Annotated in this window: 7 protein-coding genes; 2 read left to right on the top strand and 5 right to left on the bottom strand. The window is 55.8% G+C overall.

Going from position 1 to position 13,147, the window contains the following annotated elements; all coding sequences use genetic code 11:
- The first annotated feature begins 92 nt into the window (after positions 1-92).
- A complete protein-coding gene (locus ACFPMF_RS11745) occupies positions 93-1,028 on the top strand; it encodes a sugar phosphate isomerase/epimerase family protein (protein WP_379844818.1) in 936 nt (311 codons plus the stop codon).
- Positions 1,029-1,046: 18 nt separating this feature from the next.
- On the opposite strand, the gene ggt is transcribed toward ACFPMF_RS11745, so the two are convergent.
- Entirely contained in the window at positions 1,047-2,798 is a 1,752-nt protein-coding gene (gene ggt / locus ACFPMF_RS11750; RefSeq protein ID WP_379844820.1) for a gamma-glutamyltransferase, read from the bottom strand.
- Between the two features lie 165 nt (positions 2,799-2,963).
- On the opposite strand from ggt, the gene ACFPMF_RS11755 reads away from it, so the two are divergent.
- The gene (locus tag ACFPMF_RS11755) at positions 2,964-5,870 is read left to right on the top strand and encodes a T9SS type B sorting domain-containing protein (RefSeq protein WP_379844822.1); all 2,907 of its coding nucleotides are present in this window, start codon (positions 2,964-2,966) and stop codon (positions 5,868-5,870) included.
- 127 nt (positions 5,871-5,997) lie between these two features.
- Here the strand turns inward: ACFPMF_RS11755 and ACFPMF_RS11760 are convergent, their stop codons facing one another.
- From ACFPMF_RS11760 to ACFPMF_RS11775, 4 genes are all read right to left on the bottom strand, one after another.
- On the bottom strand, positions 5,998-6,909 hold the full coding sequence (locus tag ACFPMF_RS11760; protein ID WP_379844824.1) for an alpha/beta hydrolase: 912 nt from the start codon (positions 6,907-6,909) through the stop codon (positions 5,998-6,000).
- A gap of 1 nt (position 6,910) precedes the next feature.
- Positions 6,911-10,828: a PVC-type heme-binding CxxCH protein gene (locus tag ACFPMF_RS11765; protein ID WP_379844826.1), complete on the bottom strand. Its 3,918-nt coding sequence runs from the start codon at positions 10,826-10,828 to the stop codon at positions 6,911-6,913.
- Between the two features lie 265 nt (positions 10,829-11,093).
- Positions 11,094-12,356: an ABC transporter permease gene (locus tag ACFPMF_RS11770; RefSeq protein WP_379844828.1), complete on the bottom strand. Its 1,263-nt coding sequence runs from the start codon at positions 12,354-12,356 to the stop codon at positions 11,094-11,096.
- 158 nt (positions 12,357-12,514) lie between these two features.
- On the bottom strand, positions 12,515-13,141 hold the full coding sequence (locus tag ACFPMF_RS11775; protein WP_379844830.1) for an ABC transporter ATP-binding protein: 627 nt from the start codon (positions 13,139-13,141) through the stop codon (positions 12,515-12,517).
- Positions 13,142-13,147 lie beyond the last annotated feature (6 nt).

Consider the following 13,147-nt stretch of genomic DNA (forward strand, 5'->3'; position numbering starts at 1 on the left):
GCCAGGTAGCTTAGTTCACGTTAAATTAGATAAATTGCCGGAACGTTTTACGCTGATACCGCTGCAACAAAACCATCCTGATTCCTGAAAACATGACTCCTGATCGTCGTACGTTTTTGCAATCCTTCGCGGGATTGGCCGGTTTGCTTCATTTTACGAACCTGAATGTTTGGGCCGATTCCCAAACCGGAGCCGCCGAACAACCGCCCATTGCCTGCAACCAGTATACCTGGCATACGTTCTACCAGCGGGAGGGCCGCGACTGGTCGGCGAACCTGGATGCGTCGCTGGCCGATTTTGCGAAGTCGGGGCTGGTGGGGTACGAGCCGTCGGTCAGTTCGGCGGAGGAAATCCGCACCCTTGCGCCCTTGCTGAAAAAGCACAGACTGCACATGCATTCGCTGTATGTGGGCACGACCCTGCACAAGGCCGACGAAGCTGATAAAGCCCTGGCGACGGTCACGGCCATTGCCGATGCAGCCCGTCCGCTGGGGACCAAGCTTGTAGTGACAAACCCAAGCCCGATCAAGTGGGGGAGTGCACAAGATAAAACCGATACCGAATTAGCGGTGCAGGCGGCCAATCTGGACCGGCTGGGGGCTGAACTGAAGAAGCGGGGCATGACGCTGTCGTACCACACGCACGACGTGGAAATGCGGCATTCGGCCCGCGAGTTTCACCACATGCTCCTGGCGACCGACCCCGCGAACGTATCGCTTTGCCTCGATGTCCACTGGATTTACCGGGGTTCCGGCAATTCGCAGGTGGCGTTGTTCGACATTGTCAAGCTCTACGGCAAACGGATTACGGAACTGCACCTCCGCCAGTCGAAGGGGGGCGTCTGGTCCGAAACCTTCGGAGAAGGCGATATCGATTACCCGCGGCTGGCGAAGGAATTGAAAACGATCGGCATTCGTCCGCACCTTGTCCTGGAACAGTGCATTGAAAAACAGTCGCCCAGAACCCTCGACGCCGTGACGGCGCACCGGCAGGATCTGGATTACACGAAGGCGGTTTTTGGCCGGTAGGGCAAACGGCCAAAACCGTCAGTACCCAACGGCCTGTCCGTCCTTGCGCATTTCGGAGGCACCGTGGTAAACCTTGTTGGGGATGTCGATCAAAATCGCCTGATAACCGCCGAAAAAATCCTTCGGAATCAGGTGGTGCCCCCGCCGTTCGAGTTCCGCCCGGACTTCGGCTGGAATACCGCTTTCCAGTGCCAGATGCCCGCCATCCTGCATCATGGTGCCCACCGGCTCGCTGCTGCCCGAATGGCTAAACCGGGCCGCGTCACCGGCTTCCTGCACGTTCATGCCGAAATCGATGAGGTTACATAGAATCTGTACGTGTCCCTGGGGCTGCATGGCCCCACCCATGACGCCAAAACTCAGGAACGGTTTTCCGTCTTTCAGCACAAAAGCCGGAATGATGGTGTTGAACGGCCGTTTGCCCGATTTGTAGGCGTTGGCGTGACCTTCCTCCAGGTTGAAACTGGTGCCCCGGTTGTGAAACACAAACCCCAGACCGTCGGGCACCATCCCGCTGCCAAATTCGAGCATGTTGCTCTGAATCAGGGAAATGACATTGCCTTCGTCGTCGGCCACGGTCAGGTAGGTGGTATCGCCTTCTTTCAGTACCGGCGCGCTGGAGTCGATGCGTCGGGCGGCCTGTTTCGGGTCGATCAGCTTCCGTCGCTGGGCGGCATATTCATCCGACAGCAGCCACGTCAGCGGTATTTTGGAAAATTCAGGATCGGCATAATACCGCGCCCGGTCTTCGAACGCCAGCTTTTTCACTTCCGTGAGTAAATGCAGGTAATCGGCGCTGTTGTGTCCCAACGACTTTAAATCGTAGGATTTGAGCATATTCAGCATCTGAAGCACCGCAATGCCCTGGCCGTTGGGCGGCAATTCGTACACATCGTACCCCCGGTAATTGACCGAAACCGGTTCGACCCAGCTGCTGCGGTGGGCAACCAGATCTTCCTTGCGTAGGAACAGACCGGTTTTTCGCGCGTACTGATCCATGAGGTCGGCCAGTTCACCCCTGTAAAACGCATCCCGGCCCCCGGCGGCTAGTTTTTCGTAGGTCCGGGCTAGGTCCGGATTCCTGAACACCTGGCCCTCGGTCGGAGCCTTCTGATCAATTAGAAACGTTCGGCGAAAATTATCAAATTCCCGAATGATCGATTGATTCGCTTCCAGCCGTTTCACGGCTTCCTGCCACGAATACGCAATCACGGCCGGAACCGGCGCCCCTTCGCGGGCATACTGAATGCCCGGCTCCAGCAGTTGTTTCATGGGCAATTTGCCAAACCGGCGGTGCAGTTCGAACCAGCCATCGACGGTTCCCGGCACCGACACCGACAACGGGCCGTACAGGGGCAGCGATTTACTGTCACCCAAAACCGCTTTCAGTTTTTCCATGGTCAGACTTTTGGGCGACTGGCCGCTGGCGTTTAACCCGTACAGTTTCCGGTCTTTGGCCGACCAGACAATGGCGAACAAATCGCCCCCGATTCCGCAGTTGTTCGGTTCCAGCACCCCCAGCGCTGCATTGGCCGCAATGGCGGCATCGACCGCCGTTCCGCCCTGTTTTAAAATCGCCAGCCCGACCTGCGACGCCAGTGGATGCGCCGTGGCCACCATCCCGTGCCGGGCCAGCACCGGACTCCGAGTGACGAAATTGGGGCCGTTGATCCGGTCGCCTTTGCCGGTCTGCGCCAGGGTTGAAACGGTCAGCAGCAGGGAAAAAACGCTCAAAACGGAATAGACAACAGGTTTCGGAAAGAGTTTCATGGTCAGATCAAACGATTCGGATGCGACGTATAGGTGGCTGAAAATCAGTATGGAATTGAACACGCTAACGATTTGACAACGAGCGGTTTTTATTTTTCGTAAAGCTATTCATTCGTATGCAAAAATAAGAGGATGAGCCGTTTATATGACATACTACCATTCTCTATGAAAACGTATCTACTACTGGTTTTGGGCGGGTTACTGAATCTGATGGCGGTTTCAGACGGACGGGCAACCCACGTGCGGGCGGGTGAAATTACCACGCGCCGGATTTCGTCGAACTCACTCACGTACGAGATTACCCTGACGGTTTATTTTGACATACGACCCGGCCCCAATGGCGGGCAGGGTGCTGCCCGCGCGCAAAACGACGTGAGTTTCTGTTTTGGTGCTGGCCAGCAGACACGCCGGGTTCCACGGATCGATGCGGAAAGCCGAAACATCAATGCCTATACGAGCATCAATATTTACCGCACAACGTATACCTACTCCGGACCGGGAACGTACGAAATCAGTTGCACGATTACCAACCGCAACGACGGTACCCGAAACATCCCGAGTTCAGTCCGAACCAGCTTTAAGCTCCGAACAACGATTGTGGTCAATGCCGATCTGGGACTCAACAGCACCCCGGTTTTGCTGAATCCCCCGCTGGACTCGGCGCGGGTCGGCCAGAAATGGTGCCACAACCCGGCGGCTTTCGATGCCGACGGCGATAGTCTGGCGTACCGCCTGTATACCCCTTCCGGCCGGATCGAGGAAACTGACCAGTCGCCCTGCAACCCGGTTTTTGTGGCCGGTTATTCCGACCCGAGTACGATTGGGGCCAACCGCGTCAACGAAGCGGGCACCGGACCGGCAACGCTGACCGTCAACCCGATCACCGGGGATGTCTGCTGGGATGCTCCGGCCGAAGTGGGGCAGTACAATATCGCTTTTATCGTGGAAGAATGGCGCGATGGGGTTAAAATTGGCGAAATCGTGCGGGATGTGCAGATCATTGTGACGCCGTCGATCAATAAACGACCGGAATTGAAGGGGCCGGATGCGATTTGCGTGGAAGCGGGAACCTTGATTCAGCAAACGATTACGGCCACCGACCCGGACGGAAACCGGCTTGAACTAACCGGTTTTGGCGGGCCATTCAACAAAGGACCGGATAATACACCTATTTCACTCGTGCCCCCGCCAGCCGCTACGCTGACGCCTGCCGGCCTTCAGAATAGCCCCATTACCGGCACGTTCCGCTGGGAAACCAACTGCGTCCACGTCCGTGACGAACCATACGACGTTGTTTTTCGCGTGATCGATTACCCCAGCACCGGCCAGACCCAACTGGCGACGCTGGCAACGTTCCGGATTCGGGTTTATGCGCCCAGACCGCAGAATCTGGCCGCCCGGCCCGCGGTGGACCCTGCGGGTCGGGCCATTGCCCTGAGCTGGTCGCTCTACACCTGCGGGAATGCGGCTCCACCGGCCACGGCGGAAATGGTGATTTATCGCCGGGAAGGCTGCGCAACCCTTACCCCGGATGCGTGTGCAACGGGCCTTCCGGCCGGGTCGGGGTATGTGGAAGTCGGGCGGGTGCCGATTGGACAGACTACGTTTACGGATAATAACAGGGGGACTGGCTTGCAGCGCGGGGTGCCCTACAGCTACCGGATAGTGGTGCAGTACCCCCGGCCCGGCGGTGGTCAGAGTGTCGTTTCCGAAGAAGCGTGCGTCAATTTACCGCAGCAAGTTCCGCTGATCACGCAGGTAACCGTCGATACGACCGATGCTGTGCGGGGTGTCGTTACCGTCCGCTGGACCCGCCCTTTGGGCATCGATCCGCAGGATGGTGCGGGGCCGTTTCAATACCGGTTATTCCGCACTACGGGTCTGGATGGGACCAATTTTACGCCGGTGGCTACCATCAACACAACGCTTCAGCCGGGTATGCCGGATACGGTTTATACCGACCGGGCGCTCAATACGGGGGCCAACGCCTACCGGTACAGGATCGAGTTTTACCTGACGGATCCGATTTCCGGCCAACTTCAGCGGCTCGATGCGACCGAGAATGCCAGCTCCGTCCGGCTGGCGGCTACGGGCGGTATGCGTCGCGTACAGCTAAGCTGGCAGGCCAGTACGCCCTGGAATAACGATAATCAGGTTCACCGGGTTTACCGCAGCACAAGCGGTCCGAACGGGCCGTTTAACCGCATTGCGGAGGTCGCCGTACAGGGAAGCAATACGTACGTCTTCACTGATACCGGAGGGGATACCTATGCCGCCGATGGGGTTGGGACGGTTACGATGTCGACCGACAGCCAGTATTGTTACCGGGTCGAAACCATTGGACGGTACGCGTCACCACTGCCGACGACCTTGCTGTGCAACTATTCCCAGGGGATTTGCGTCACGCCGATTGATACCACCAAACCGTGTGCCCCGGTTTTGGCAATGGATACGCTGAATTGTGCCAGCCTGACCGATGATGCTTTTTGCAACCAGACCACGTTTGCCAATACCGTAAACTGGCGCACTTCCGCGACGGGGACCTGCGACCGGAACGTGGCAAAATATAACCTGTATTACACACCCTGCGCGGGCGATGAGCCAAAATTGTTGACAGCCATCGATGCGGGCACGATGACGTACCGGCACGAGAATCTGACGTCGATGGCGGGTTGCTATTACATTACGGCGGTCAGTCGGAGCGGGGTGGAAAGCGCGACTAGCAACCGGGTTTGTAAGGACAACTGCCCGGTCTTGAAGATGCCGAATGTATTTACACCCAACGGCGATGGCAAAAACGACGTTTTCGAGCCCACGCGCTGCCCCCGGTTTATTGAATCGGCGGAACTAACCATTATCAACCGTTGGGGGATGAACGTATACCAGGTCAGCAGTGCCAGCAGCGATGTTCGCCTGCAATGGGAAGGCAAAACCGATCGGGGGCAGGATTTGCCCGGTGGACTCTACTACTACCAAGTCAAAGTGAAGTTCCGGCGACTCCACTGCGAAGCCCCACCCGAAGTCTACAAAGGGTGGGTGGAAATGCTGAAAGAAACCGGCGGGACGAATTGAGGTTCGTTTGACAGTATACGGTATACAGTTTTCAGTTTTCGGTGCGGCTCCCCGCTGGGACTGACACAGGCAAAAAAGGAATGCGTCAGCTACCGCATCCCGAAAACCGTATACCGAAAACTGTCGGCTACTTAAATCCGGATACCTTCATCCACTCCACACACCGGTCAAACCATTCCTGAAAAGATGGGTACGTCAAAAAGCCGTGTTCACCTTTCGAGTAAATGTGCATGGCTCCGCTCACACCATTTCTGTTGAGCGCTTCATAAAATTGGATGCTATTGGCGACCGGGACAACGATATCAGCCCCGGAATGCACCAGAAAGGCCGGCGGGGTAGACTTGCCGACTTGCCGTTCATTGGAAAAGCGAAGGATCTTTTCGGCGCTGGCTTGTTTCCCGAGCAGATTGTTCCGCGATCCGATATGACCCGTGCTGTCGTTGAAGCTGATGACCGGATTGACCAAAATCATGAAGTCGGGTCGCAAACTCGTTTGGCCGGTTTCATCAATGTAACGGGTGTTGAAATGCGTGCCAGCGGTAGAGGCCAGATGCCCTCCGGCGGAAAAACCCATGATGCCAATTCTGGCGGGGTCGATGCCGAATTCGGTGGCGCGTTCCCGAACGGTTTTAATCGCCTGCTGGGCATCCTGAACTGGCCCGATGGACGGGTCTTTCATCGTGCTGGGGCTGGGCAAGCGGTATTTCAGGACGAAGGCGGCTATGCCCAGCTTCGTAAAGGCTTTGGCCACATCCGTGCCTTCGCGTTTGGTGAGTAACATGCCATAGCCACCACCCGGACAAATGATAACCGCGGTCCCGGTTGCCCGTTCCCGGGACGGTAAAAACACGGCCAGGCCCGGAACCGAAACTTTCGAGGTGAGTGAATCCACCAGCTCATTGGCCTTAGAAATCTCTTCATTAGGACCGGGAATGGCGTTGGGAATGGCACCGGGATATAGTTTTTGAAAGTTTTGCGCGCGGGCATTCCGCGCGCAAAACTGGATGACAAAGGCCAGCAGTAACAAGCGTGTTTTCATGTCAGGGCGTTTTGGTATCCGTTACCGTCAATATCCCCTGCATGACACGCCAGTGGCCAGGGAATGAGCAGATAAACGGATACGCACCGGGTTGCGTCGGAGCTTTGAAATCCAGGCGGAAGCTCTTTCCGGCATTGACCAGGGGCGTGGCAAACAAGACATCCGGCGTGGAGGGAACGAAGTGTTTTTCAAAACCATCTTTCAGCGTCGCCATGGCGTCGGCGGCTTCGCCCACTTTTTCGGCCGTGCCGGGTTTCACGATGACGACGTTATGCGGCATCAGATCCGGATTTTCAAAAACCAGGGTGACGGCTCTTCCCGCAGGTACGGTAAGCTCCTTTTTATCGAAAGCCATTTTGGCTTCTACTGCCACAAGCTTCAGTTCAATACTTCCCATTGTTTCCAGTAAGGAAAGCACGGCCTGCCGGTTCGATTGCGGAACGGTATTGATCCTGCTTTTCATCGTCCGAAGGGCCTTGGCAAAGCCCTCCGAATGTTGCAGCGATTCGGGCAGGCGGGTCATTGAAGCCAGCAAATGGTTGATGGATTCGGTTTTTGACTCATTCTCCAGACTTATCTGCATCAGCAGCGGATAGGCAGTGGCCGGCGTCCTGGCGGCCAGCTCTTTTATTTTCCCATAAAACGAAGCCTTGAGAGACGGATTGGTCAACAGCGCAATGCCGGTCAGGTACGCATCTGGGTTTTTCTGGCTTGCCATTAGCAGCGACTGGTCAGATTGGGTCGCGGTGATAAGGGCAGCAACGGCGGTTGCCTGCATGATTCGGCTTGTATCCTGGCTGATCAGTTGCGTAAAAGCGGCCTCTTGTTGTTTCAACTCGGTCGGATTGGAGCCCAGCAAAAGACGAATTAGCTCGTTTTGCGTCGCAGTAGGCTGTCCGGTCTTCCGGCTTCGTTCTTCCTCCCGGATGGCCGTCAGCAACACAGCGATCGTGCCGGTTTTTTGTTCTTTGGCAAGCTTGCTGACCGCGTCCTGCTTTTGAGCCGGATCGATGTCGGGGCGGGTCAGCATGGCCGTCAGCACATCGGAGGTCTGCGGCAAGGCCACCAGTTCCTGGGCCGTTGCCAGACTCAGCAGAAAGCGGTTTGCCGATTTTTGACTACCCGTCACATTTTTGTTTTGTTTCATCCCGGCCAGCCAGATCGGTTTCATAAACCGGAACGTTTCCCGAATCGCATAATCCAGATAATAGTCCGTGGGGTACTTGAATACATCCAGGGCCGCCGTTACCGCCTGCTCGTTGTTGAAAAAACTCAGGGCAACCACCGCTTCAAGCCGCACGCGGGGCGATGCGTCGTTGAGCCTGGCCCGCATCAGTTCCAGCGAACCGGGAATGCGGTCGCGCCAATGCAGCAGCACTTTGGTGGCTGCGGCCCGGGCCTGGGGTTCTTTCGCCTGAAGCAGGGTTTTCAGCAGGGTGGGCTCCACCACATTAAAATCCTGATACAACCACAGCCCTTCCAGCAGCTGGTGTTCATACTGCGGATCCTTTTTGTCTAGCGAAGCCACCCACTTTTTCAGTTCGGGCAGCACTTCGTCGGCTTTCTTTTCCCGGATCTGCGCCCGCGATCGGTAGCGAAACCGGTCTTCGTGGACTTTCAGGTTATTGAGAAGCGCGGGCACGGTTTGGCGGGAAACATCGGTGACTTTCAGCACCGGTTTGTTTTTATACGTGATGCGCCAGATCCGGCCGTGCGACTTATCCCGGGCTGGGTCGCGGGGTGGATTTTCGCCGTGCGAGATCAGCGGGTTGTACCAGTCGACGATGTATAAGCCACCATCCGGACCGAATTTAAGATCGATGGGGCGAAAATTGGGGTCGGACGATTGCAGGATGGGCTCCACCTCCTGGCTGCCGATGCCCGAACCGCGCGGTATGATGCGGTGCTGCTTCGTTCCCTGAAAACCGATGTTGTTGTTGACCAGGAAATTACCCTGCACCTCATCCGGGAACTGTCGGCTGGAAACGATCTCGATGCCCGCCGTGGGTCTGACGCGCGTTTCGGTAAACATCTCAATGCGGGGGCGTTTGTCCGGATAGGTTACGTTACCGGTCATGGGGGGGGCAAAATAATTGGAACCGTCGGACGCATCACCGATCAGGTGCATGCCCCATTTATCAAAAACACTGCCCCAGGGATTATAATACGGATAGGAAATGTATGAGGAGAGCTGCCCGGTGCGTGGTTCGTACCGATAGGTCGCCCCGGCGTAGGACCGGACGGGGCCATACGGGGTTTCAACCTGTGAGTTCAGGAACGTGCCTTCGTTGAAATACAGGGCGCCATCCTGCCCGAACGTGAACGCGTGCGTGGCGTGGTGGCTGTCTTCCGAACCAAAACCGGTCAGCACAATTTCGCGCAAATCAGCTTTGTCGTCGCCATCCGTGTCTTTCAGAAACAGAATATCCGGCTCCTGCGAAACATACACCCCGCCGTCGCCAAATTCAAAGCCCAGCGGAAGGTATAGATCGTCGGCAAAAACCGTATGCTTGTCGGCTTTTCCATCGGCATCGGTATCTTCCAGAATCACAATCTTGTCGTGCACGGGGATGCCGGGAAAATACTGGGGATAGGTGGGCATCGTTGCGACCCAGAGCCGCCCGCGCGCGTCAAAATTCATGGCGACGGGCTTCTCAATTGGGAAATCCTTTTCGGAGGCAAACAGGTTGATGGCGTAGCCCTCCGGTAACTTGAAGGTTTCGGTGGAGGTCGATCCCATTTTTTGATGATGCGCATGCGCTTTGGCGGCATCCCCTTGCCGACCCGTCATGGAAATAGTGGGCAGCAGCGCCGGATCAACCGGTTTTCCTCGTTGGTCCACAATCGCAAGGGCTTTCCGGTAGGCGTCCGCCGTGTTGCTCTTCCCCATGTCCCAAATGACCGAATCAAGCGCAGCCGTCATTTGGTTCAGCTTCCGAAGCTCGGGCGGAAAAGCAATCACCCCAAACGGCTCCCGTCGGCGACCGTAAATGTATTCGCCGTTGACCGCCCGCCAGCGGTAAAAAAAATGATCGTCTTTCATCTTGATCACTGCGCGCAGCTTGTTGCTGTATTCGGTGTTCAGGTCCGTCATTTTCCCAAATCCCAGCGACTGCCCCATCCAGGTTGCCGCCAGTTTATAGCCCGCATCGGTCAGGTGAATCCCGTTGATGGTCAGTTTTTTCGATCCTTGTTGCTTCATTTTTGCCAGCGAAGGCGCAAACAGATCGATGAAATACAACCCTTTGTCCGCAGCGGTTTTCTGCATGGTTTGGGTATAGAGGGCGAGATTTTTATTATGCTCGTCGGGGTTGGGATAATGTCCGCCCAGGTTCTCATGCGCAATGGGCGACACCAGTACCAGGACCGGTGCCGAACGGCCATTGTATTGATTGTCCTGCAGGTTTTGGATAAACACCCGAAGGTCCTTTTCAAACTGCGGGAGTCCGGCGGGACCTTTAAATGCTTCGTTCATCCCGAAGCAAAGGAAAATAATGTCGGCTTTTTGGTCATGCAGATCCTGATTCAGTCCGGCGAAATTGAGGGCAACCGGCATGACAATGCGTTCGCCTTCGTGCGTATACCGCTGGAATTTTATTTCGGTCTGTCCCTCGGTGAGTCGTTTGGTCTTTTCGCCAAAACCCGGAAAGTTGAGCGGCCGGGGTTGCAGGCCCACTTCGTCGGCGCTCCATCCCATATTGCGCAGGGTCAGCCGTTTGCCGGGAAAGCTCGTCTGAAGCAGGGTCTCAAAAGAGCCGAAGTGGCGCATTCGATCCGCAAACGTGTTACCGAGCAGAATGATACGGTCTCCATCCTTTGGCGCAAAACCGGGATTGGCCGTCTGGCCATTGGCAGGTTTTACAAAGGAAAGCGGAAAAAGCAATAAGGCCAGAAAGAGGGGCCGCAAGGTAAGGTTCATAGGAAAGGGGATAGGTGGGCTCGGTATAAATAAGGCCCGGACTTATGTAATCTAATGATGAAAGTTCCGGTTTTGCGTATAACCGGGAAAGCAGGAGGCTGTCAGAAGGGATCTTCGACGGGCTAAACCGAGGCCGGTTTTGCGGTTTTCGATAGACGGTTTTCCGTTTTCGGTAGCTGATGCAGGCACAGGATGAATGCATCAGTCCCGGCGGGGAGCCGCACTGAAAATCGTCTATCGAAAACCGCAAACCGTTTATTGTCCGCTATTCCTCCGCCAGCGTCCGGGAGATGTTCATGCGGTAAACGCCCAGGGCAGGAAGAGCGGCTGCGACAATGCCGATCAGAACCGCCACGCCCAGAACGAGCCATTCTTCGGGCAGGATGCTGATGTTGTTCAGGCTATAATGAAAATTCTGTTCGGCCCGCATCGAAAAAAGCAGCAGTCCGACGCGGCTTAAAAGCAGGCCCAGCACAAAGCCGATGAGCGATAGCACCAGCCCTTCCAGCAGCAGCATGCCAAACAACTGCGTTCGTCGGGCGCCCATCGACAGCATGAGGGCCATTTCGTATTTTCGTTCTTTCAGCGAGTTATAAAGCGAGACAAACACGCTGATGCCCGCAATCAGCATAATGGCGACGGCCAGACCGCGCAGCGTATCGACCCCAATCCCGAGCAACGAAAACAGCCGGTTGATTTCGATGGAGGGCAAAGCCGCCTGCAGCTTGGAGTTGTTGTTGATGCCCCGGGCAATCATCATCCCCAGCGGATTCCGGAACTTGATGAGCATGCTGGTGATTTCGCGGGTTTCTTCGACTTCGTGGTCGTGCTCATGGTCGTGCTCCTCATGGTCGTGCTCGTCGGCCAGGGCCTCAACGCCTTCGCTTTTGTGCTCCTCATCGTGCTCTTCGTGGTGGTTATGAATGGCCCAGACGCTCGAGAGGGGCGTTAGAATGAGTTGATCGACAACGGTATTGCTCGGGTCGAAGATACCGACGACTTTGTATTGGGTGTCGCCGTGCTCTTCGCCTTCCCCGTCCAGGCCGTGTGAACCGGCGAAGCTATCCCCAATTTTCAAACCGGTTACGTCGGCCACGCGGGCCCCAATGGTGACTTCCAACTCCTTCTGAAACAAAGCTCCCTGCCCGACGGTAGCGCCGAAATGATCGACGTATTTCTGGTTCGTTCCCACAATGCGGAACGTCTGGTAACTGTCGCCCATCGACAGCGGAATGGCCGTCTGGATCATCGGGTTGCGCGTCAGGCGCTCGGCTTCTTCCAGCGGGATGTTGCCCGTTGGCGCGTCGATCTGGTAAATGCTCGATAGAATCAGTTGCAACGGGCTGCCTTTGGCACCCAACACCATGTCGATGCCTTTCACATTGCGGGAAAACTGTTCGTCCAGCTGCTTGTTCAGAAGCAGCAACAGCGAGATAATGGTAATGCCCAGCGTCATCAGCAGGCCACTCAAAAAGCTGCTGAGCGGTTTGTCTTTCAGGTTGGCCCAGCTTATTTTTAGAAGATTCATACTCGTAGTTGGTCCGTGTTATACCTACCGGGATCGGTTTGATGGAGGCTGGATGGCAGATATTAGATGCTGGATATTGAATGGCAGATGATCAGAATTCTATCCATTTTCCAGCATCCCGTATTCAGCATCTTCATTTTATCAATCCCGCTACTCATTTACAAAATCACCTGATTCGAAAATTCGTCTTTCAACCGCTGATCATGGGTAACCACCACCAGACTGGCTCCAATTTGCTCGGACTGCTCGCGCAGCAGGGCAACGACCCGGGCGCAGTTCACATCGTCGAGACTCGAGGTTGGTTCGTCAGCCAGAATCACGCCCGGTTTGTTCATGACGGCCCGCGCAATGCTGACCCGCTGCTGTTCGCCCTGGCTCATCTGGTTTGTCCGTTTGTGGAGGTGATCGGCAAACCCGAGGTGCGTCGCCAGTTCGCGGGCGCGGTTTTTATCCTGCGGTTTTTTAGCCAGATAATTCGCCATCAGGAGGTTATCCATGACCGACAACGAACTGACGAAATGGGGTTTCTGGTAAATGATTCCGACGTGGCCGGCCCGAAACGCAGCCGTTTGGGAAACCGACAGTTGGGTCAAATCGGTTTGGTCGATGGTAACCGAACCGCTCTCCGGTTGCAGCAGCAAAGCCAGCAAATGCAGTAAGGTGGTTTTGCCGCTACCGGATTTGCCCAGAATCAACACCGCTTCGCGATCGTTACAGCGAATGTCCGGAAAAGAAAACCGCTTGGTCGGAGAGTAGGAAAAGGTCAGTTGACGCGATTGAAGCATACGGCT

It is taken from the genome of Larkinella bovis, assembly GCF_042655385.1.
GTDB classification, from domain to species: Bacteria; Bacteroidota; Bacteroidia; order Cytophagales; family Spirosomataceae; genus Larkinella; species Larkinella bovis.